At 58.2% G+C, this 23,026-nt stretch carries 18 protein-coding genes and 1 riboswitch; of the genes, 2 read left to right on the plus strand and 16 right to left on the minus strand.

The features are described 5' to 3' along the window. Positions 1-34 precede the first annotated feature (34 nt). The 8 genes from HF931_RS15705 to HF931_RS15740 all read right to left on the minus strand — a co-directional run bounded on the left by HF931_RS15705 (position 35) and on the right by HF931_RS15740 (position 8,732). Entirely contained in the window at positions 35-586 is a 552-nt protein-coding gene (locus tag HF931_RS15705; RefSeq protein ID WP_035553087.1) for a hypothetical protein, read from the minus strand. 147 nt (positions 587-733) lie between these two features. Further along, the gene (locus tag HF931_RS15710) at positions 734-2,968 is read right to left on the minus strand and encodes a 3-hydroxyacyl-CoA dehydrogenase NAD-binding domain-containing protein (RefSeq protein WP_273240990.1); all 2,235 of its coding nucleotides are present in this window, start codon (positions 2,966-2,968) and stop codon (positions 734-736) included. Positions 2,969-2,997: 29 nt separating this feature from the next. Continuing rightward, a complete protein-coding gene (locus HF931_RS15715) occupies positions 2,998-4,203 on the minus strand; it encodes an acetyl-CoA C-acetyltransferase (RefSeq protein WP_273240992.1) in 1,206 nt (401 codons plus the stop codon). A gap of 27 nt (positions 4,204-4,230) precedes the next feature. After that, positions 4,231-4,659: a PaaI family thioesterase gene (locus HF931_RS15720; RefSeq protein WP_273240993.1), complete on the minus strand. Its 429-nt coding sequence runs from the start codon at positions 4,657-4,659 to the stop codon at positions 4,231-4,233. Beyond that, on the minus strand, positions 4,652-4,957 hold the full coding sequence (locus HF931_RS15725; RefSeq protein WP_273240994.1) for a hypothetical protein: 306 nt from the start codon (positions 4,955-4,957) through the stop codon (positions 4,652-4,654). Before HF931_RS15725 ends, HF931_RS15720 begins: the two co-directional genes overlap by 8 nt. 35 nt (positions 4,958-4,992) lie before the next feature. Further along, a complete protein-coding gene (locus HF931_RS15730) occupies positions 4,993-6,159 on the minus strand; it encodes an acyl-CoA dehydrogenase family protein (protein ID WP_273240996.1) in 1,167 nt (388 codons plus the stop codon). A 189-nt stretch (positions 6,160-6,348) separates the two neighbouring features. After that, positions 6,349-8,133, minus strand: a complete 1,785-nt coding sequence (locus HF931_RS15735) for an acyl-CoA dehydrogenase C-terminal domain-containing protein (protein WP_273240998.1) — start codon at positions 8,131-8,133, stop codon at positions 6,349-6,351. Between the two features lie 116 nt (positions 8,134-8,249). Then, positions 8,250-8,732, minus strand: coding sequence for a MerR family transcriptional regulator (locus tag HF931_RS15740; protein ID WP_241764195.1), 483 nt, complete (start codon positions 8,730-8,732; stop codon positions 8,250-8,252). 221 nt (positions 8,733-8,953) lie between these two features. Here HF931_RS15740 and HF931_RS15745 point away from each other — a divergent pair, with 221 nt between their 5' ends. After that, positions 8,954-12,367: a peptidoglycan-binding protein gene (locus HF931_RS15745; RefSeq protein WP_273241000.1), complete on the plus strand. Its 3,414-nt coding sequence runs from the start codon at positions 8,954-8,956 to the stop codon at positions 12,365-12,367. 15 nt (positions 12,368-12,382) lie between these two features. Here the strand turns inward: HF931_RS15745 and HF931_RS15750 are convergent, their stop codons facing one another. The 3 genes from HF931_RS15750 to HF931_RS15760 all read right to left on the minus strand — a co-directional run bounded on the left by HF931_RS15750 (position 12,383) and on the right by HF931_RS15760 (position 15,495). Then, entirely contained in the window at positions 12,383-13,654 is a 1,272-nt protein-coding gene (locus tag HF931_RS15750; RefSeq protein ID WP_273241002.1) for an amidohydrolase family protein, read from the minus strand. Continuing rightward, positions 13,651-15,063, minus strand: coding sequence for an amidohydrolase (locus HF931_RS15755; protein ID WP_035553067.1), 1,413 nt, complete (start codon positions 15,061-15,063; stop codon positions 13,651-13,653). The genes HF931_RS15750 and HF931_RS15755 overlap by 4 nt, the downstream gene beginning before the upstream one ends. A 126-nt stretch (positions 15,064-15,189) precedes the next feature. Then, on the minus strand, positions 15,190-15,495 hold the full coding sequence (locus HF931_RS15760) for a hypothetical protein (protein ID WP_273241005.1): 306 nt from the start codon (positions 15,493-15,495) through the stop codon (positions 15,190-15,192). A gap of 180 nt (positions 15,496-15,675) precedes the next feature. Here HF931_RS15760 and HF931_RS15765 point away from each other — a divergent pair, with 180 nt between their 5' ends. Continuing rightward, positions 15,676-17,052, plus strand: a complete 1,377-nt coding sequence (locus tag HF931_RS15765; protein WP_273241007.1) for an acyltransferase family protein — start codon at positions 15,676-15,678, stop codon at positions 17,050-17,052. A 3-nt stretch (positions 17,053-17,055) separates the two neighbouring features. On the opposite strand, the gene gcvPB is transcribed toward HF931_RS15765, so the two are convergent. The 5 genes from gcvPB to HF931_RS15790 form a co-directional block, all read right to left on the minus strand. After that, the gene (gcvPB, locus tag HF931_RS15770; protein ID WP_273241009.1) at positions 17,056-18,627 is read right to left on the minus strand and encodes an aminomethyl-transferring glycine dehydrogenase subunit GcvPB; all 1,572 of its coding nucleotides are present in this window, start codon (positions 18,625-18,627) and stop codon (positions 17,056-17,058) included. Beyond that, positions 18,627-19,970, minus strand: coding sequence for an aminomethyl-transferring glycine dehydrogenase subunit GcvPA (gcvPA, locus tag HF931_RS15775; protein WP_273241011.1), 1,344 nt, complete (start codon positions 19,968-19,970; stop codon positions 18,627-18,629). The genes gcvPB and gcvPA overlap by 1 nt, the downstream gene beginning before the upstream one ends. Before the next feature lie 32 nt (positions 19,971-20,002). After that, positions 20,003-20,374 (minus strand): glycine cleavage system protein GcvH, encoded by a 372-nt coding sequence (gene gcvH / locus HF931_RS15780; protein WP_035553057.1) that lies wholly within the window; start codon positions 20,372-20,374, stop codon positions 20,003-20,005. Positions 20,375-20,388: 14 nt separating this feature from the next. Beyond that, positions 20,389-21,546: a glycine cleavage system aminomethyltransferase GcvT gene (gene gcvT / locus HF931_RS15785; protein WP_035553054.1), complete on the minus strand. Its 1,158-nt coding sequence runs from the start codon at positions 21,544-21,546 to the stop codon at positions 20,389-20,391. Positions 21,547-21,691: 145 nt separating this feature from the next. Then, a riboswitch (glycine riboswitch) is annotated at positions 21,692-21,783 on the minus strand. A 108-nt stretch (positions 21,784-21,891) separates the two neighbouring features. Further along, positions 21,892-23,022: a DUF697 domain-containing protein gene (locus HF931_RS15790; protein WP_273241013.1), complete on the minus strand. Its 1,131-nt coding sequence runs from the start codon at positions 23,020-23,022 to the stop codon at positions 21,892-21,894. Positions 23,023-23,026 lie beyond the last annotated feature (4 nt).

The following is a 23,026-nucleotide window of genomic DNA, read 5'->3' on the forward strand; positions in this document are numbered from 1 at the left end:
CCTCATAGTTTGGCGATACAGCTCTTTAGCTGAGTTACTCAGCCACCAGTGAGCCGAAATTTGGATCCGCAACGGCCTTACCAATGAGATCCTGAACTGCTGGCGTAAAGGCGTCGATTACGTTTTGGCATGCCTTCAATGCTGAATAACTCGTCTTGAAGCTGTAATCAGTTGAAACTTCGTACCCCTGAGGAAATGCATCTGAAGAAAGCTGAAGAGCGATTTTCCAAGAACCGGTTCCGAATGAGTTGAACTCCAAGTTCGTAACCTTACCATTGATTACGGATCCGTCTTTCTGATCGTAGACACCAGCCGCAAAAAGCTCGTCACGCATGGCCCCTTCGATGAATGAAACGGGCGTTTTGCCAGGCGCCACTTCTAGGGCCCCTAGCGCACGACACGTCATATCACTCTCCACGCCAGCCGCAGTCGTGAATGCACTAAGCTGCACTTTCTCTCCCCCATCAGTGAGAGCAGACTGAAAAGCCATGATATTGTCTGTAGATGGTGTGTACGGACGGCTCGAAGTGGTCTCACACGCAGCCAACGAAACAACGGCCACCGCGACCGCAACGTATTTTAGCATATATTTCCCCTGTATTCCCGCAACCAAAATTGATCGCGGGGACAAATCATTCCCGCTTTGGTTGCGGCAATCAATAGAAAAAAGGGTCAATAGTGTAATAAACACTATTGACCCTAATATTTTTTGGTTCAATTCCTTGTGGAATTCTTACGCAGCTGCTTTCTCTGCTTTTCCGGCTGGCGGGAAGCGATCGTAGAAACCTTCTCCCTTCTCGGCCATGTCGCGTAGCAGCGCTGGTGGCTCGAAGCGTTCGCCATACTTGGCCGCCAGACGGTCAGCCTCGGCAACGAACTCCCTGATGCCCCAGACGAGGTCGACATAGGAGCAGCAACCACCCGTATATGGCGCGAAGCCCCAGGCAAGGATCGAGCCAATGTCCGCATCCCGCGCATCTGTGATGACGCCTTCCTCAAAGCAGCGGGCCACTTCGATGGCCTGGCGCACGAGGAAACGGTTTTTCAGATGCTGCTTCAGGTCCGGCGGGCATTCGTCCACCTTCACTTCCAGACGGCTGTTCAGGTCGGGCCAGAGGCGTTCCGGCTTGCCCTTTTCATTATAGTCGTAGAAGCCTTTGCCCGCCTTGCGGCCGACGCGCTCCTGATCCTCGACCAGCCAAGCCAGGAATTGCGTACGGTCATCGGACTGTAGATCAATACCGGCCGCTTCAGCCGTGGCACGCGTAACCTTCAGCGCTGTGTCGAGTCCAACGGAGTCAGACACTTCCAGCGGTCCCATCGGCATGCCGGACTGACGGCCGACATTCTCGATGATGGCCGGCTTGATGCCTTCGGCCAGCATTTCCATGCCTTCCCGCGTATACGTGCCGAAGCAGCGGGATGTGTAGAAGCCGCGGCTGTCATTGACGGCGATCGGCGTCTTGCGAATGGCAAGGACATAGTCAACTGCCTTGGCAAGCGTCGCTTCGCTCGTCTTCTCACCACTGATGATCTCAACGAGCCCCATCCGCTCGACTGGCGAGAAGAAGTGAATGCCGATGAAGTTTTCCGGGCGCTGTGAGGCTTCCGCAAGACCGGTGATCGGCAGCGTAGACGTGTTGGAGCCGAACACGGCATCCGCGTCCAGTACGTCTTCCGCCATCTTGGTGATCTTGGCCTTCAGTTCGACATTCTCGAACACGGCCTCAATGACCAGATCAGCCCCTTTGACGTCATCATAATTGTCTGTCGTCGTGATCAGGTCGAGCAGGGCATCCCCCTTCTCCTTCGACGATTTGCCGCGAGACACAGCTTTCTCGACGAGGCGACGGGAATAGTCCTTACCCTTTTCGGCATTCTCCTTGGACACGTCCACGAGAACAGTCGGGATGCCAGCTTTTGCCTGAACATAGGCGATGCCTGCCCCCATCAGACCGGCGCCGATGACAGCGATCTTCTTGAACTCTGTCTTCGGATAACCTGCCGGGCGGTTGCCGCCCTTGGACAGTTCCTGCATCGAGAGGAACAGCGAACGGATCATGGCTTTCGCTTCCGGGCGCTGCTGCGTGTTGATGAAGTAACGCGTTTCGATGCGAAGGCCTGCATCAATCGGCACTTGGATACCCTCATAGATGCAGGACAGGATGTTCTTCTGTGCCGGATAGTTGCCATAGGTCTTGGACATAAGCATTGCGTTCGACATGGTCGCAACCTGGCCAGCCCCCGGATGACGGTGGACGACACCGCCTGGTACCTTGAAGCCTTTTTCGTCCCAAGGCGCCTTGGCGTTCGGGTTTGCCTTGACCCAGGCTTTTGCCTTGTCGACGGTTTCAGCAGACGGAGCAAGCTCCTGCACCACACCCATGGCGAGCGCTTTTTCTGCATTGAAGCTTTCGCCCTGCAGGATCAGCGGCAATGCCGCCTGGACGCCAACGAGACGCGGCAGTCGTTGTGTGCCGCCAGCGCCGGGCAGAAGACCGATCTTGGCTTCCGGCAGACCGAATTGGAGTTTCGGATTGTCATTGGCCGCAACGCGGTAATGACAGGCAAGCGCCACTTCGAGACCGCCGCCAAGGGCGAGGCCATTCAGCGCGACAGCCACCGGCTTGCCACAGGTCTCCAGCTCGCGGAGCGTCTTGTTGAGGGAGAAGCCGCGTTCGAACTGCGCCTTCTTCAGCTCCGCTTCAGACATGTCCGAGGCACTTTTGCCGCCGCCAGCATTTTCATTCATTTCGCCAAGGTCTGCCCCGGCGCAGAAGCCGCTTGGCTTGCCCGAGGACAAGACGAGCCCCTTGATGGAATCGTTTGTGGCAACCTCTTTGGAGATCGCGATGATGTCGGCGACTGCTTTTGCCGTCAGCGTATTCATGCTGCGGCCTGGCACGTCGAATGTTGCGTGCGCAATACCGTCGCTGTCGAGGTCCCAACCGAATGTTTCGAGTTTCATATCGTATATTCCGTTCGTCTGTATCTTGATTAAACGCGCTCGATGATCGTGGCGGTGCCCATGCCGGCGCCGACGCACAGCGTGACGAGAGCAGTTTCCTTGCCGGAACGTTCCAGCTCGTCCACCATCGTGCCAAGGATCATGCCGCCGGTCGCGCCGAGCGGGTGGCCCATTGCGATCGCGCCGCCATTCACGTTCATCTTTTCGTGCGGGATGTTCAGGTTCTGCATCATCAGCAAGACGACCGATGCGAAAGCTTCGTTCAGCTCGTAGAGGTCAATGTCACCGGCCTCCATACCTGCCTTCTTCAGAACCTTCTGGGTCACATAGGTCGGTCCGGTCAGCATGATGCCAGGCTCGGAACCGATAGAGGCCATCGCGCGAACGCGGGCACGCGGCTTGAGGCCGAGGGCTTCGCCCATTTCCTTTGAGCCAAACAGCACAGCCGATGCACCATCCACAATACCGGATGAGTTACCGGCGTGGTGAACGTGATCGATAGCTTCCAGCTCCGGGTAACGCTGCTTGATGACTTCATCAAAACCCATGGCGCCCATGCCAGCAAAAGACGGGTTCAGCGCTGCCAGAGACTGCATGTCCGCGTCCGGACGCATATGTTCGTCGTGATCGAGCTGGATGCCGCCCATCTGGTCTTTCACCGGAACGATGGACTTGGCAAAGCGCCCCTCTTTCCAGGCGTTAGCTGCGCGCTTCTGGCTTTCAACAGCGAAAGCGTCCACGTCATCGCGCGAAAAACCATACTTTGTGGCAATCGTGTCAGCGCCGATGCCCTGCGGGGCAAAGTAGGTCTTCAGGGCAACTTGAGGGTCAGAAGACCATGCCCCGCCGGATGCGCCCATTGGCACGCGGCTCATGCTTTCGACCCCGCCGCCGATGGCCATGTCAGCCTCGCCGGTCATGACCTTCGCAGCGGCCATGTTGCAAGCTTCAAGACCGGAGGCACAGAACCGGTCAACCTGCACACCGGCTGTCGTCTCGGCATACTCAGCGTTCAGTACGGCAACGCGCGCGATGTCCGCGCCCTGCTCCCCCACCGGGCTGACGCACCCGAGCACGACATCATCAACTTTGGAGGTGTCAAGTTCGTTCCGGTCACGGATGGCCTGAAGAACTTGCGTCGCGAGGCTGAGCGAGGTGATCTCGTGCAGCGATCCGCTTTTCTTGCCTTTGCCGCGGGGCGTACGCACCGCATCGTAGATATAGGCTTCAGTCATTGGAGTAGCTCCCTTTTAAACGAATATTCAAGTGGCCGGCTTCAAAACCGGATTGAGGGTTAGACTCGCGGTGGAGCGGGCTGCTTCCTTGCCGCGGGAATCGTAGAGTTCAGCTTCGGCGAATATCATGGCCCTGCCGACATTGCGAAGGCGCGCCGAAACTTCGATCACGCCCTTGCGAACAGGGCGTAGAAAATGCGTATGCAGATCGACCGTCGAAGGCAGTTTGGTCTTGCCCGCCTTCATCCCGGCGAGCATTCCGATTGTATCATCCATCATGGCTACGAGATAGCCACCCTGAATGACGCCGGCCGGGTTACAGAATTCGGGCCGCCCTTCAAACCGCACTCGTGTCGTCAATGCCGTCATGTCAAGCGCCAGAAGTTCGAAGCCAAGCGAAGTTGATGACGGGCTGGGCGTCGGGAATACGTCACGGATGAGATGGCTGTCAGGCATGATCACCCTTCTTGCGCCCAAGTATTTCGCGCAGTTTAGCCTCGGGATCTTTCTCTTGAGAGATCATCTCAATTTCAGCGTCGGTCAGCCCGGCAGCCCGGAGCTTCTTCACCGACGACGCATAAACGCGATGCGACGCGAACATGACCAGGCCGAACACCAATGCCATCGCCGCAAGGCTCAGATGAAGGGGCAATCCTAGAATTCTGGATTCCGAGTACGGTTGAAACATGGACAGGCCAAGGTTCACGGCAATCACCGCGACCGTAATGCCCAGCCATGCCAATCCGTTCTTCATCACCCTTCCCGTCTACACCTTGCCTGATCGATCCATTACAATGTTCGGGCGATCAGCATTTTCATGACTTCATTGGCACCACCATAGATGCGCTGGACGCGTGCGTCCGCATACATCTGCGCGATTGGGTACTCATCCATGTAACCAAAGCCGCCATGAAGCTGCAGGCACTCGTCGATGATCTTGCACTGCAAATCCGAGATCCAGTATTTGGACATGGACGCCGTGGATGCATCCAGCTCCTCTTTCAGAAGGCGCTCCGTACAGTGATCTGCAAACACTTTGGCGACCGTTGCCTCGGTTTTGCACTCGGCCAGTTTGAACTGCGTGTTCTGGAAGTCAAAAATGGTCTGACCGAAGGCCTTGCGTCCTTTGACATATTCCACTGTCTCGTGAATGGCCCGCTCAATCATGCCAACGCCCTGAAGGCCAATGATATGGCGCTCCTGAGGCAGTTTCTGCATCAACTGGATAAAGCCCTTGCCTTCGACCTCACCCAACAGGGCGGACGCGGGCACACGGACATCATCGAAGAAAAGTTCAGACGTATCCGCCGCGTGCTGGCCGACCTTTTCAAGATTGCGTCCGCGACGAAAGCCCTCAACCTTGTCGGTCTCGACAGCGATGATCGAGATCCCCTTGGCGCCCTGCGTCGGATCTGTCTTTACGCAGAGAAGAATCAAATTCGCGGTCTGACCGTTAGAGATGAACGTCTTGGAGCCGTTGATTACGTACTCGTCTCCATCGCGTTTTGCCGTCGTCTTCATGCCTTGCAGGTCCGAGCCAGCGCCCGGCTCGGTCATTGCAATTGCAGTGACCAATTCGCCCGAGCATATACCGGGCAGCCAGCGACGCTTCTGCTCCTCTGTCCCGTAAGACACGATGTAAGGCGCGATGATGGCGTTGTGCAACGTGATGCCGAACCCGTCGACGCCTTTCCACTGCTGTTGTTCAATGATGATGGCCTCATGGCGGAAGTCACCGCCCGCGCCGCCATACTCTTCAGGAATGGACGCGCCCAACAGGCCCATCTCACCAGCCTTCTTCCAGATTTCCAGCGGAACAATGCCATCCTTGCGCCACTGCGGAACGTGCGGCACACATTCTTTCTCGAAGAATTGCCCGACGGCATCGGAGAAAATCTCGATCTCTTCGTCCTGGCGCCATGCAGCCTTTGGGACATCTAGGGGGCTGGCTTGCATTTTTTGTGTTCCTCCACTTCGCACGGCGATCGGTTGCCGCTTACGTTCACGTAAACATGTAGCGACGGAACCGCCGGATTCCCAGCCCTATCCCAACGTCAAAACGGCGGGATTTCCATGAATTATTTGTGTGATGGCGCGCAAACCTGACTCAGCAGGCCCGCGCGCCATCAAAATTCCGATCCGCGCCTAGAACGCCTCAGCCGGCAGAGCCATCATCGTTTTCGCGCCGGTCTTCACCTTTGCGAGATGCGCTGCGCCATCCGGCACCATACGATCCAGGAAGTAATGGCCAGTTGCCAGCTTCTCCTCATAATAAGGATCGGCTTCAGCCTTCTTGTCCGATGCGACTTTCGCCATTTTTGCCCACATCAGTGCCAGCCCTGTCAGGCCGAAGAGATGCAGGTAATCATGGCTCGACGCGCCGGCATTGTTGAAATCGGTCATGCCGTTCTGCATCAGCCAGGTTGTCGCTTCCTGGAGCTGTCCCTTCAGGGTCGAAAGGCCCTCCGCGAATGGGGCAAGATCTGCGTCACCCTCAATCGCGGTGACAAATTCATCGACTTCGGCAAAGAAGCTGAACACTGCACGACCGCCATTGGCGGCAAGCTTGCGACCGACCAGGTCCAGCGCCTGCACGCCATTGGTGCCCTCATAGATCAGTGTAATGCGACAATCGCGGACATATTGCTCAAGGCCCCATTCCTGAGTGAAGCCTGATCCACCATGCAGCTGCAGCGCCTGATTGGCTTTCTCGAACCCCATATGGGTGAGGTAGGCTTTGATAACGGGTGTCAGTAGAGCCATGTAGTCGCCAGCCTTTTCGCGAACCTTTTCATCCGGCGATTTGTGCTGCAGGTCGCCCTGGAATGCGGTCCAGTAGGTCAACGCCCGTGCACCCTCGATGAAGGCCTTCTGATCCATAAGCATACGGCGCACATCCGGGTGCACGATGATCGGATCAGCTGGCTGCTCTGGCGCCTTCGGCCCGGTCAAGGAACGCCCTTGCAGGCGATCTTTCGCGAAGTCGACGGCGTTCTGATAAGCGATGGAAGCCTGCGCGAGTCCCTGCAGGCCAACACCAAGGCGGGCCTCATTCATCATGACGAACATGGTGCGCATGCCCTTGTGTTCTTCGCCGACCAGCCAGCCGGTGGCGCCGTCATAATTCATGACGCAGGTCGCATTGCCGTGAATGCCCATCTTCTCTTCAAGGCCACCACAGGAACACGCATTGCGCTCACCCAGTGAACCGTCCTCGTTGACGAGGAATTTCGGAACGACAAAAAGCGACACACCCTTGATGCCCTCCGGCGCGCCATCGATACGCGCAAGCACGAGGTGAATGATATTCTCGGTGAGATCCTGCTCGCCGCCGGAAATCCAGATCTTCTGGCCGGAAATCTTGTAGGTGCCGTCGCCCTGCGGCACGGCCTTGGTCTTCATCAGGCCGAGGTCCGTTCCGCAATGCGGCTCGGTCAAATTCATCGTACCGGCCCATTCGGCAGAGGCCATTTTCGGGCCGTACTTCGCTTTCAGCTCTTCAGATCCACCCGCCATCAGCGCCTGGAATGCGCCGTGCGTCAGGCCCGGATACATGCCGAACGCCATATTCGCGGACGAGACCATTTCCGTCCACGCAATATTGACGACATGCGGCAGGCCCTGACCGCCCATTTCAGGCTGCGCCGACAGAAGCGGCCAGCCATTCTCAACCAGCTGCTTATAGGCCTCTGGAAAGCCATCTGGCGTTTTCACACTGGCATCGTCACTGCGAACACAGCCCTGTTTGTCGCCAATTGTATTGAGTGGGAACAGGACTTCCTTGGCGAACTTGCCCCCCTCATCCAGGATCGCATTCACAAGGTCAGGCGTAGCCTCCTCGAAGCCGGGAAGGTTTGAATAGTTCTGAATCTCCAGCAGTTCCTGCAGGATGAATTGCATATCGCGAATTGGCGCGTCGTAGCGGGGCATTGTGTGCTTCCTGTAAATCCGGCGCTCGACTGGATTGCTCCCGTGCAGCGCCTGTCTAAATGATTTAACCCCACCGCGGCATCTGCTGGGTGGGGCGAGAATTGGGTTGGCTCAGATCAAACTTCGTCGAGCTGTCGGCGGGCAATCTCGTCATATGCCGCCAATTGTCGCTTATTTTCGTCAGACGGCCCGGTATTGGCGATCTGCGTTTCCAGCCAGGCAATACCCTTTCGCAGCTCGGTCAGCGCGGTATCGATATCGCCGCGCTGAATTTCCAGTTCCTTGACCTGCTTGCGGAACTTGTCGAGCGACATCCGCATCTGGGCCCGTTGCCCATCGTCCAGAACGTAGAGATCGAGAATTTCACGGATATCCGCGAGTGGCAGGCCGAGACGTTTCAGCCTGACAATGATAGTCAGCCGCGCGCGGTCCCGGTTGGAATAGACACGCGTCATCCCATCCCGCGCGGGATGGAGCATGTCCTTGTCCTCATAAAACCGGAGCGCCCGTGGCGTTACGCCGAACTCGCGAGCAAGCTCGGAAATTGTGTAGGTGCGGGAGTCCGCAGCGGAAATTTTGGAGAGCTTGTTGTTCATCATGACGCAAATCTAGATCACGGCTTACGCGAACGTCAACGTAAACTTTTATTTTCGTATCCCGTCACTCCCGCGTCTTGGCTCAAGGTTACCAAATTTACGGGTTTTCTTTACCTTTAACCTCACCTTAATCCGGCGCCTGCCATCAAAGTTCGTGAAGATGGATAAATTTGCCCGGATTCTCAGTATCCGCGGGCAATCTGAGCGTGCTTAGGAGAGCAGTGATGAGCCAGACGGGGCCCTGGAGCGTCAAAGGAATTGACCAACGCGCGCGAGATGCCGCGCGAGAAGCTGCACATGCAGAGGGGATAACGCTCGGGGAATACCTGAACCGTCTCCTCATGTCGGTCGAATCGTCCAAGCCAAACGAAGTTGCCGCCCCCTTCGAACATCGCCGCCCTGCCCCGAACGCCGCCAATGACACGATCGACAAGCTGACGCGCCGCATCGAAGCGACTGAAGCCCGCTCAACCCTTGCCATCACAGGGATGGATCACACCATTCTCGGCCTCGTGGCCCGACTGGAAGATGCAGAACAGAGTTCGTCGACGGTCGCCTCACGTGTCGATGGTTTCATCGAGGAACTGCAGGAAACCTACGCAGCGCTACAGGCGAAGGTTCAGAAGCTTGAGGATGACGATTCCTCACGGGAGAACCTTGAAGCCCTGAAGTCTCTGGAACAGGCGCTCGGTAAACTGGCCAGCCACGTATTCGAAGAGAACGAACTTGCCCAGAATGAAGCCCTCGCAGTCAAGGGTCGCGTGGAAACCGGCTTTGCGGAGCTGAACGACCGCGTCGAGGGCATGGAGGTCAAAGTCGAGAAAACGCTCGCCGAGACAGCCTCGCGCATCGATACAGCGGTGAGCGAAGCAGAGCAGCGAGCAGAGACCCAGTCGCGCGAGTTCACGGACCGCCTGTCCGATCTCGAAACCCATGTGAACCTGAAACTGTCCGGCATCGACAGGACCGAGGAACGCCTGAGCGCCGCTGAAGCGCGCATGAGCGAGTCCCTGAATTCAGTCAACGCTGCGCTGGATAAAACCCAGGATCGCCTCAATCGCGCGGAATCGACCACCGACGCCGCGCTGCTAAGCCTGGAATCCACGCTGAACGATCTGGACGTGAAAATCGGCTCGCTGTCCCGGTCTGTTGAGCCAGATATGGCCGACAAGTTGCGGGCTGAATTCGAATCCCGGTTTGAGCAGATCATGGAAACCGTGCGCCAGTCAGTAGACACGACGCGCCGGGAATTGGCAGAAGAGATCAGCAAGGCGGCTGCTGCACCTGCCGACGACGTGTTCGAGGACATCCGCTCAGAGATTGACAGTGTGCGCCGTACTGTCTCCGAGGACAAAGAGCGTCAGAGCAGCGACATCCAGTCTGTATCTTCTGAAATCAAACGCATTGGTGGACTTGTCGGCGACCGGATCGAAGAGTTTGGTGAGCAGATCGACAAGCGCGTCAATGCAAGCGAACAACGCACAGCGGAAGCCATCTCGCAAATCGGCGAGCAAGTCGCCAATGTCGCTGGTCGCCTTCAGTCTCGTCAGGACAAGGCCCTCCAGACCCTGGCGACAGAAATTGAAGAAACTCGCAAGCGCGCGGATGCCAATCTATCCGACGCCCTGACAGGCATGTCCGACAGGCTCGACCAGATCCAGACCCAGACCAGCGCATCCTTGTCGCCAATCCAGAAGGCGATGGCGTCGCTCGCAACGCGACTGGAAAATCTGGAAGATACGATCAACCCGGCTCAAGCAAGCCGCGATCCGATTGAAGCTCTTGGCGCAGAAGACAACTTCATTGATGCGGACAGCCTGCTTGAAGAGTTCCAGACGGAAGATTCAGATAGCCTGTTATCAGAAGACTATGACGCGGAATTCGAGCCGGGCCTGCCGCAAGATTCGACCGCGTTTGACGATCCGCAAGACTTCTTTTCGGACGACGTCGAGACGGATAATGAAAGCGACACAGTCGCCGAAGACAATCTCGCATCCGCACCAGCGAAAAGTGCTTACACAGAAGATTTTGAGCTTGTTGACGAACTCGTTGAGCCGGAGGCCGAACCGGGCCCGGTCGACGCAGACGATGACTTCCATGAAAGCCTGACCGCCGGGCCGGACTCGCTCACGGGCGACGGAATCGACCCTCTGGTCGATCTCGACGAGTATGATGACAGCCATACCGAAGCGAGAGAATCCGACATCTTCGAAGATGACGAGTTCGACTTGTCATCATCTCCGTTCGAAGAAGACACCCCGACGGAAGAAGAAGTTGAAGCTGATGCCATTCTGGCGGACCATTCCGAGAGCGACGAAGCAGAATTCGATCCACTCGTTGAAGAGGCTCCGCAAGAAGAGGAAAAGCTGGACTTCATGAGCGCCGCGCGGCAAGCCGCAATCGCTGCGTCGTCAGGACGCCCATCTCAACCTATCCGGATAGCGAGCCGTGACAGCAGCTCCGGCATGTTCAGCAATGGCAAGCTTCCTCTGTATGCCGCAGCGTCCGCCGTCGTGATTACCGGGGCTGCCGTCGGCGGATATCTGTATCTGCGCGGAAAACAGTCCACGCCGAGCGTTGCCGCTGCGCCAGTTGCGCCAACCGCGACAACCTCAGCAGACGTTGTTGAGCAGCCCGCAGAGGCCGCGGAAGACATCACGGTCGCAAGCATGACAACGGATGCGGACGCCATGTTGTTCGAAGAGGACACACCGGCGGCTGTCGCTCAGGCCGATCCCGAAGCCACTGAGCTTGAAACGCAGCCTACCCCTGCACTGCCTGCTCCGGTAGAGACAGCGCCGGTGGTCGAAACCGCCGTAAGTTACGCACCGATCCCCGCAGTAGAATCTCTTGCCACCCTTGCCGCATCTGGCGATGCGGTCGCTGAGTATCATCTTGCCCAGCAATACCTTGCTGAGAACAATCTGCGCGAGGCTGCGCCCCTGATGCAGAGCGCGGCCGACAAAGGCCTTCCCATTGCACAATACACTCTGTCCAAGCTGCATGAGCGCGGCACGGGTGTGCCCAAGGATCTGAACCTCGCACGTCAGTGGACGGAAAAGGCCGCTCAGAACGGGAATGTAAAGGCCATGCACGACCTTGCTGTCTTCATGGCGCAAGGCGAAGGCGGTCCGCAATCCTATGCTGGCGCCGTCGAATGGTTCCGCAAGGGCGCTGAGTACGGCATCGTCGACAGCCAGTACAATCTGGGCATTCTGTATGAGCAGGGTCTGGGTATCAGCCCCAACCTCACCGAAGCGCTTTACTGGTTTATGGTTGCAGCCAAGAATGGTGATGCTGGCGCCCCCGCAAAAGTCATGGAGCTGAAAGCATCGGTTTCAAAGGAGGCTGCCGCGTTGGCCCAAGCGCAAACCGATGCGTGGACTGCTTCGCGCGCCAATGGCCCAGCCAATGGCCAGTTCGAGCCACAAGCCTGGGAGCTCGGGAATCCTGAACAGGTGATGTCCATCCAACTGGCCCTGACCGCGCTGGGCTATCAGCCCGGCACTCCGGATGGCGCTGTTGGCCCCGGCACGGCCGCGGCCATTCGCGCCTACCAGGCCGACCACGGACTTCCGGAGACCGGCATCGTGACCAGCGGACTGATCGAAAGCCTGAATGCAAAGGCTGGCGCCTGAGCGCCAGCCTTATCCTCATGGACGTGAATAAGCGCGTGGGCGTTCAGATTCGTCCAGGCTGAGATACCGGTCGCGAAGACGAGTCTGACGAGACTCCAGAGATTGCGCTTCACCAGCGATAATCACGGCTGTGGGCGAGGAGACCACTTCCAGCGGATCACCATCCCATGCAACAACATCCGCATGGGCGCCCGGCGCAAGCCGTCCGAACCCGGTAAGACCGAAAATGTCTGCCGGCGCCGTTGTGAGCGCGGCCAGCGCATCGTTGAATGAAAGGCCATTGGCAACGGCATTTCCTGCCAATTGCGTCGCCAACCGGGCCTGATGGCTTTCATCCCCGATATTTGCAATCGCAAAGGTCACGCCAGCATCCGCCAACCGCGCAGCATTCTCTGACGTCGCAGCCAATTGTTCGAATGAAGATGGAAGATTTGAAAATGCGTTGATGATGACCGGAATATCCATGATGGCCAAACGGTCTGCCACGCGCCAAGCCTCATCTGCCCCCACAATGACGATGTCCAGATTGGGATATTCTTCCGCCAAATCCATCACCGCGTTCAGGTCACTCGCCCGGCTGGCCTGAATGACCATCAATTGTTGACCCCGGGCGGCGGTAGAGAAGGACAAGGCATCCAGCCGGTTCAGCGCAGCGCCTTCGTTGTGGGTCAGGTATCTGGCCGGATACGTCCGTGCATCGTCCAGAGCGGCGCGAAGCATAGCCATGGCCGACTGCCGCGACCCGCCCGCCAGCCCTGCGCCGGACTCGCCAAGTTTGATGAAGGAGAAGGCTTGCGCATCAATGTCCGCATCCAGATCACCGCTTGTGTCAGCCACGAACCCCTGACCCGCGAAAATGGTGTTGCCCGTGTTCGGCGCGACGACCAGTCGGGTAAAACCCTCGATACGTGTGATGTCCACTGCTGTCGCATCGGGATTGAAGCCATCAGCCGCATTCAGCGATGTCGAAAATTTGGAATTTGCGGCCATTGTGTCATTGGTCGAATCTTCTGCGCTGACCTCGACAAGCCCTGTTCGCGAGAAGGCCGCAATCAGGCCGGGCGTAACCCATGCCGCGGAGATTTCGGTTGCACCATCTGGCACTTCGGTATTCTCGCCGCCGACCGTGACAATACGATCGTCCTCAATCACGACAACGCCATTCTGAATTGTCCCCTGCGCCGTGCCGGTCCAGACAGTCTCACCGCGCAGGACAATTGTTTCGGCGAGTGCGGGTGCAGCGGTCAGGCCGATCGCAGCGACGCTTGCAAATAGTGTACGGATCATTTTCGATCTCCTTCGCCAGGCTGGCCGAGTTCAAAGTCCATGACAGGATTGGTTTCAGGATGGTCGCGGTCAAACATCAACGCACCGTCGATGAAGACCTGGTCCGCCTTCGTATACACGCTGAACGGATCACCAGACCAAATGACAACATCCGCCATCTTGCCCGGCTTCAGGCTGCCGGTTCGATCCTCGATGCCGAGGGATTTCGCCGGGTTCAGCGACAGCCAGGTCCATGCGACCTCCTTCGGAATGTCGATCCCGGCTTTCTGGCCGTCGGACCAGGCCTTGGCCGCTTCCTGGTTCAAGCGCTGAATGCCAACATCGCTGTCTGAGTGGACGATGGCACATGCACCCGCCTTGTGTACGAGGGGGATGTTTTCCCGAACTCCGTCATAGGCTTCCATCTTGAAGCCCCACCAGTCAGCCCACATGGACGAACACGCGCCATAGTCTGCCAGCTTGTCGGCAATCTTGTAGCTTTCGACAGCGTGGTGGAACGAGGCAACCTTGTATCCAAACTCCTTGGACATATCCATGATCTGAGCCATTTCGTCGGCGCGGTAGCAGTGCATGTGCACGAGGATGTCGCCATTCAGCACACCCGCCAACGTATCCAGCTCAAGATCCCGCGCAGGCGGCTCTCCGCCTTCATCTGCGAACTTGTCCCATTTACGCTTGTACTCAGCGGCCTTGATCCAGGCCTGGCGATACCCGGCGACATTGCCCATGCGCGAATAGGGAGCCCCGCCCGGGAAACGACCGGCGCCATAACCATAAACACGTTTCGGGTTTTCACCGCAGGCCATTTTCAGCGTGTAGGGCGCATCTGGAAACTTCATGCCCTGCACCGTGCGGCTCGGCACATTCTTGAGAATTACGCCGCGCCCTCCAAACAGATTGGCGCTACCGGGCAGGACCTGCATTGAGGTGATGCCGCCGGCAATAGCGCGCGTAAAGCCGGGATCCTGCGGCCAGACGCCGTGCTCTGACCAAACCTCTGCCGTAACGGGGGCAGAAATCTCATTGCCATCACCATGCGCACTGACACCTGGCGACGGGTAAACACCAAGATGGCTGTGATTGTCGATGATGCCGGGGGTGACCCAACGCCCACTTGCGTCAATGGTCTCAACACCGTCAGGCGCCTTGATATCGCTGCCGATGGCGGAAATCTTGCCGTCTTTCAGCAGAAGGCTGCCGTCTTCGATCAGATTTCCCTCGCCATCCAGAATGGTCGCATTGGTGATCAGGACCGGATCATTTGGATAGGGCTGATAGGTCGAAGGATACGGATTGCGGTCAAACCCTTCCTTCGCGCTCGAGTCAGCCTTTTTAGAGTCATCGCCGCCGCATGCTGCCAGCAAAAGCGCAGCTGTGCAGGCTGCTGCCAGCCCGTGGAATCTTCGCATTTCGTCTTGCCCCGTTTCCGCAAATACAAGACGCGCATACTGCTGAGATTTGCTGCGGCTTCAAGGGTTGGCTGATGCGCAAACGCTTATTTGTTCCCCGCGCACGCATAAAAGTGCAATGCAATGCTACAGATCTGGCTTGAACGGGTCTTTCTTGTCTCGACCGAAAACCAAACGCATCAACCAGTTCGGCGCAAACCGTTCGACACGCGGATGCCGATCCAGCACGCTCTCCATCCAGCGCCGTCCCCAAACAGCATTGCGCCCAAGCAATACAACGCCCACAATGGCAATGGGCAAACCGACCGGTATGATTGGCGTCACAAACGCGATTGGAATAGCGACGACGATCATGATGAGACCCGTCAGTGCGAGAATCTGGCGGAATGCCACATTCACGCCATTCCGAAGCCCTGTTGAGGGCTTTGGCATAGCATCTGCTCGTTTTGACAATGAGGGTTCGTCGTCTGCCATGCTGCTGAATATGGTAAAATTATCGAGTGTCGCCAGTGGTATCGACAGCATGTGTTCAAAGTCTGGTGTCTGCGTTACCTGATTGCTACATTTTGCGAATTCTTGCTGTCATGAACGGCAACTTGGCTAGAGGACGGCATGAAACTTCAGTCCATCCAGATCCTACGCGGCTTGGCCGCCATGCTGGTTGTCGTCTATCACATTCGCGCAATGGAAATGCTGGCGATCGGCAACAATGGCCTTTCGGAGACGCCATTCCTGAATGGCTTTGTCACGAATGGATATGCCGGAGTTGACCTCTTCTTCGTGATTTCCGGCTTCATCATGGTGCATGTAACCCAAGGCATGAGGTCCGGTATACGCTCCAGCCTGGACTTCCTCTTCGCCCGCGTTACCCGGATTTACCCGCTCTGGTGGCTGTTCGCCGCGATCATGACTGGCATGTTCTTCCTGTATAATGATTTTGGTCTGGGCGAAGGTTGGAGCCGGGTCAGCCAGGGACAGCCGCTTCTTCCATTCCTGATAAAATCCTTCTTTCTGGTTCCCCAGAATGCGCATCCGGTGCTTGGTGTCGGCTGGACGCTGGTTCACGAGATCTATTTCTATCTCGCCTTCACACTGATCATTCTGCTGCCGCGGCGCTTTTGGCTATGGGTCCTGTTGGGGTGGGGCGGCGCAATCGCGGCAGGCACATTCTTCGGACTAACCAAGCCTTTTTCGGCCGATATCGTTTCATTGATCTTCTACCCCATGACGATGGAGTTTATCATGGGAGCGGTAGTCGGTTTGCTGGTCAGCTCTGGCGTAGCCTGGCGCAGCGGTATGCTCACCTTGGTGGCTGTTTTCTGGCTGATGGCCAGTCTCGGTCTTCAGGGCGTAGAGGATGATCAATTGATGATGTGGGGCCGGGTATTTTGGTTTGGCCTGCCGTGTACGCTGCTCGTTTACGGCTTTGCCACACTGGAGTTGAACCGCCGGCAAGCCTGGCTCATTCCGGCCGGCATCGGCGCACTCGTTGCGACGCTCGGAATTCTCGGTTTCAATCTCACTGAAGCTGCGCCGTTCAGCCAACGCCTTGATGCGTTGATCGTGTCGCTCATTGTCGGGGCGATCGCCGCCGCAATCGTCTTCTGGATTGGCTGGCTGGGCGGACAGGCCATGCCGGACAGGATCCGCGCAATGGAACCTGGCTTTATGAGAGTGCATGGCGCCCTTGCGCGTGTCGGCGACTGGTCGTTTTCGCTCTACCTGTGTCACCCGATCATTCTGGCGCCAATCCGCATTGGCTTCGCGGAATTATCCAAGGTTCCGGCGCTCAGACCGCTCTTTCAGACAGGACATGCCGGACCGCTGGACAATATCGTTCTCTACGCCACGGCGCTGTTTGCCACGCTCTTCGTCGCGGCGATGACCTATCGCTTCATTGAACGACCGATGATTGTCGTCTTTGCCAAAACTCGAAGCGCTATCTTCCGGCGCGAGCAGCCAAAGCCGCTCGGCCGGGTCGCGCCGTAAGGCTTATTCCGCCGCGACGGAATTGGCGTCGGGCTGTGACCATTTCAAAACAGGGTTACGGGCCGCTTGTGTCTCGTCGAGACGACGCATCGGGGCGAGGTAAGGCGCGCCCTTCAGCGTCTCATCCCCCTGCGCAGCGCGACGGGCTATGGATTCCAGCGAGTCACAGAACCTGTCGAGCTCTGCCTTCGATTCCGACTCTGTCGGCTCGATCAACATCGCCCCATGCACGACCAGGGGAAAGTACATCGTCATCGGGTGATAGCCTTCATCGATGAGAGATTTCGCAATGTCGATGGTTTCGATGCCATCTGCCGTGAAGGCGTCGGAGAACAATGCCTCGTGCATGCAATAACCCTCAAAGGCTGGGGTCATCACGGATTTGAGGCGGGCCTGAATATAGTTGGCGTTGAGGACCGCGTCCTCGGCGGCCTGCTTCAGGCCATCTGCGCCGTGGCTGAGCATATAGGTCAGGGCCCGGACGAACATTCCCATCTGCCCGTGAAAGGCGACCATACGGCCGAAGCTCTCTTTGGCATCACCTTCCATATCCTCAACCAGACGGAAGACGCCATCTTCGTCCTTCACGACAAAGGGCACCGGGGCGTAAGGCGCCAGCGCGTCTGACAAGACTGTCGGGCCGGAGCCTGGTCCGCCGCCGCCATGCGGGGTCGAGAACGTCTTGTGCAGATTGATATGCATTGCATCGACGCCGAGATCGCCCGGGCGGACCCGGCCGACAATGGCGTTGAAGTTCGCACCGTCACAATAGAAATATCCACCCGCCGCATGGATGAGATCGGCAATCTCCTTGATGTCGGTTTCGAACAGGCCGCACGTATTGGGATTGGTCAGCATGATGCCGGCAATGTCGTCGGATTTTTCGAGCTTCGCCTTCAGAGACTCCATGTCGACGCGGCCGCGGGCATTGGCCTTGATCTCGTCCACAATGAAACCGCACTGAACCGCAGTTGCCGGGTTCGTTCCGTGGGCGGAGGCCGGCACCAGGACGCGCTTGCGCGTGTCGGCCTCGCCGCGCGCTACCAGAGCCTGGCGGATCGCCATCATGCCGCAAAACTCTCCATGCGCTCCGGCCTTGGGGCTCATCGCGACCGCAGGCATACCGGTCAGAGTCTTCAGCCAGGTGGCCAATTCGTCAATGAGTTCCAGCGCGCCCTGCACGGTCGCCTGCGGTTGCAGCGGATGGATATCCGCAAAGCCCGGCAGGCGCGCCAGTTTCTCATTGAGGCGCGGATTGTGTTTCATTGTGCAGCTGCCCAGCGGGAACAGGCCAAGATCGATGGCATAATTCTTTTGGCTGAGGCGCATATAGTGGCGCACCGTCTGCGGCTCAGACAGGCCAGGAAGGCCGGTCGGCTGCTTGCGCGCAACGCCGCCAAGACGACCGGTGCGGTTCTTCGGCGTGGGCAGGTCAACGCCCGTCGTGTCTTGTGTGCCGATCTCGAAGATCAGGCCCTCGGCTTGCAGCAGGCCTTTCGAGCCGGACACGGTGTCCACGGACTGGCTGGCAGCTGAAACGGGAGATGTCGGGCGGCCTTGGGTGTTCATGGTCATCAGATGATCTCCTTCAGAGCGGCAGCATAGGCGGCTATATCTTCCGCCGTCGTGCATTCTGTGGCTGCGCAGAGGATGACGTCGCCCATATGTCCATCTGGGAAGAGGCGACTGGCGCGAACGCCGCCGACCACACCGGCCTCATCAAGCATGGCCAGAACAGCTTCGGCATCCATCGGGGTCCGGAAGGCAAACTCGTTGAAGAAGCGCGGCGTCACGATTGCGACACCAGGCACAGCCTCCAGCGCATCGGCAAGATCGCAGGCCGCCTCATGGTTCAGCAGGGCCAATTGCTCCAGCCCCTTGCCGCCCAGCAGCGTCATATGCGCGGTGAAGGCCAGCGCGCAGAGGCCGGAATTGGTGCAGATGTTCGAGGTCGCCTTATCGCGGCGGATATGCTGTTCGCGGGTCGACAGCGTCAGCACGAACCCGCGATCCCCGTTGGCGTCCACCGTCTCACCGCACAGGCGGCCTGGCATCTGGCGAACCAGTTTCTGCGTGCAGGCAAACAGGCCAACATAGGGCCCGCCGAAATTGAGGCCGTTGCCGATGGACTGGCCTTCACCCACGGCAATGTCCGCGCCCATCTCACCCGGAGGCGTGACAAGGCCCAGCGAAACGGCTTCGGTGAAGACCGACACAAGCAGCGCGCCTTTGTCATGAGCGGCGTCTGCGGATTTCGATAAATCCGTCACCGTTCCGAAAATGTTTGGGCTCTGGCCGATCACGCAGGCTGTCTGATCGTCGACGGCATCGGCCAGCGCATTCTCATCATCCACGGCGACCGGCAACTGGACGACCTCGAACCCTTGCGCCTCGCACACCATTTTCGTGGCGGCCGCATAGTGCGGGTGCAGTCCGCCCGACAGGATCACCTTTTTCCGGCGCGTCACGCGGGTCGCCATGATGGCCGCCTCGGCGCAGGCCGTGGAGCCGTCATACATGGAGGCGTTTGCCACATCCATTGCGGTCATCGCGGCGACCTGGGTCTGGAATTCGAACAAGGTCTGTAGCGTGCCCTGCGCAATTTCCGGCTGGTAGGGCGTGTAGGTTGTCAGAAACTCGGAGCGCTGGATCACCATATCGACCGTGGCCGGAACATGGTGCTTGTAGGCACCAGCGCCGACGAAGAACGGTCCCGACGACGCCGAGCGGTTCTTCGCGGCCAATTTCGTCATATGGCGCTCAACGGCGAGCTCCCCCTGATGGTCCGGCAGGCCGGAGATTGTACCGCTCAGGCGAGCCGATTCCGGTACATCGGTGAAAAAGTCATCGACCGAATTGGCACCGACCGTGCCCAGCATGTCTGCGCGGTCTTCCGGTGTCAGGGGGAGGTATCTCATGCTAGTTACTCCATCAGAGTGTCAGGAGGCCCCTACAGGCCGTCGCAGAAAGCCTTGTACGCATCCACATTCATCAAAGAGCCAAGCTCTCCGGAATCGGACAGTTTCATCTTGCAGAACCAGCCTGCGCCTTCCGGATCTTCGTTGACGGTTTCCGGAGCATCGGCCAGCGCGCCATTGCCCTCGGTCACTTCGCCAGCCACAGGCGCGTAAACGTCAGACGCCGCCTTGACGCTTTCAACAACAGCCATGTCGTCGCCCTTTCCAAAGCTGGCGCCTGCTTCCGGTACTTCGACAAAGACCACATCGCCGAGCTGGTCCGCCGCATATTTCGTGATCCCGACCGTGGCGATATCGCCCTCAACCGTGATCCATTCATGATCTTCAGTATAGTAAGTTGTCATCGCCCGTTTCCCTCTTAGCGTTTGTAATTCGGTTTCACAAAAGGCAGCTCGCAAACTTCTGCAGCGCGCGCTTTGCCTCTCACCATCAGGTCAATCTTCGTGCCAAGTTCGGCCAGATCCGCGCGCACATAGCCCATGGCTACTGGCCCATCGACACTGGGGCCAAAACCGCCGGATGTCACAACACCCACAGGTTCGCCGCCGATCTCGATCACTGTGCCTTCGCGCGCGGGGGCCCTTTCAAGTGGCTTGATGCCAACGCGCTTTTCAGCCGGCCCATCGGAAAGCGCCTTCAGAATACGCTCCGCTCCCGGAAAATTGGCCTGCTCACGACGCTTCTTCTGGATGACCCAGGCAAGGTCCGCCTCCACCGGATCGCGGGTGGTATCCATATCGTGACCATAAAGGCACAATCCCGCTTCCAGGCGCAGGGAGTCCCGTGCGCCGAGACCAATCGGCTTCACGCGCTCATCCGTCAACATCTCCTTGATCAGCGGCACGCCCGCCTCGGGAGAGACCAGCACCTCAAAACCATCTTCACCCGTATACCCACAGCGCGATACGATGCAGCGAGTCCCATTCAGCTCGAACGGCATGTGACGCATGAATTTGAGCTCTGCACAGCCCGGGAAAAAGTCCTGCATTACCTCGGCGGCCTTTGGTCCCTGCAGAGCAAACAAGATGCGATCATCGGCGCGTGTCAACACGGCCTTGCCTTCGAATGTCCGCTCAAAGAGGGCCCAGTCCGCCTCCTTCACCGCACCATTGACAACGATGTAAAGTGACCCCTGCGCCTCTTCGCCGATTGGTCGTGTGATGATCAGGTCGTCGAGAATGCCGCCCTCATCATTGAGCAGCACGGTCAGACGCGCCTGACCTTCTTTCAGTCCGGCGATATCGGAGGGCACCAACGTTTCAATCAGCGCAGCGATTTTCGCGTGCGCCTCGTCTCCACCACCAATGCCATCTGCCAAGGAGAGAAAGCACGGTCCCATATGAGACACATCGAACAAGCCTGCCTCGGACCGGGTCCAGAGATGCTCGTCCTTGACGCCCATCGGATACTGAACCGGCATTTCATAGCCCGCAAACGGTACCAGCTTCGCACCAAGTTCTTCGTGCAGGTCATGAAGCGGAGTGCGCTTCAGATTATCAGTTGTCGGTTCGGCCATGACGCCCTTTCATGAGGAGACGGGGCAGCCCGAAGCTGCGCATCGTCGCCCCCGCTGTCTTGGGCGCCTGAGAGATTCCGCCCGATGTACGGGCTTGCTCCTTCGGCGAGACGGCACCACAAGGCCCGCCTCTTTCCAGCGTGTTGTCTCTCCCCCGGTCCTTTTGCCTGAGCGTTTCCGGGGCGGTTGCGCCTTCGGCGGCGGGGCTGGTTACCCGCTCTCTCCCGGGAGGAGGTCGTCTATGAGTGTCGAACTAGCGCGGATTCTGGTGGCCAGCAAGCAGAGAGTCAGCACCCCCCTGTCTTGCCACGCCGCCTGCCAGATGTTTGGGCAACCAAGCGGGGATCATGCTTCCGACGGCTTGCGGCCGAACCAGCCCTGAACCATCGACCAGGCATTGCGCGAGCCGGACATGGTCTGTTCCGCCGCCCAGGCAGCCCGAGACGTCAGACCGCCACACCGCTTCAGCAGGTCTGTCGCGACCGAACCGGATTCCTTTTTCACCCGCTCGAGCGCCTCTGCCGAGATCGACCGGGCCTGCCGTGCGGACCAGCCCTCGAAGGCGCGGCACCGCCGCTTGGCCAGGTAGCCCATCTTCAGAGTGAGCATTGCGTTCACCGCGCCATCCATGACCGGCCCGGCGATCAGCCCACCCATCCGGCCGAGCAATCCGCCAATGACATCGCCTGTCATGTCGGTCACATCCTCCAGCGCGCGACTGACGATCACGATTGCGGCCACATCGCGTAGAATCAGCAGCGTGCCGCCAAGATGCGGTCGCCCGAAATAGATCTGAGAGATACGTGCGATGAGATTGGCGTTGCGCCAGAGCACAACGAAAGCGTCCACAGTGCCATTCATCGAAAATGCTGTGGCTACGCCCACGCCGACAGCCTCCGCATGGATCAGCTTGTCGACCTTCGCATCCAGCTTCTTCAAATGGATCTCAATATGGTCCTTCTGGAAAGCTTCGAGATCTGCAGCGACATTGGCCGCAGACTCCTCGCCCGCAATCGCAAATCGCGCGAGCAAGGCGCGACCGATAGCGATACCCTCTTCCATCGCGGACACTTCATCAGCCAGCAGCGGATTCCGCTTCAGCATGGCAAGATATTTCAGATCATATTTCAGGCGCTGGGAGAGGAGCGAGATGTCTGGTTTCTCTATATCGAACGGCGTGTGCGGTGGCTTCGCCGCGACAGGCATCGACAGAAATGACGCCAGCGGTCGGCCAACCAGCAAGAACAACAGCGCGGCGAGAATCAGGATGAAGCTGTATCCCAGCACCGGGTGCACATCATCGAAGATGCGATAGAACAGAAATCCCTGCCCGATCACCGTCAGGAATGCGATGGTCAGCAGGGCGACGCCGGACCATTTTAGCACTTTCCATGCCTTGGACCATTGGGACGCGAACTCCCATTGCGGCGCAGGCTCCACAGGTGCGTCCACGGGCGCGGGCACGTTCTTGGCCATCTGA

The organism is Hyphomonas atlantica corrig. (assembly GCF_017795365.1).
Classification (GTDB): domain Bacteria; phylum Pseudomonadota; class Alphaproteobacteria; order Caulobacterales; family Hyphomonadaceae; genus Hyphomonas; species Hyphomonas atlantica.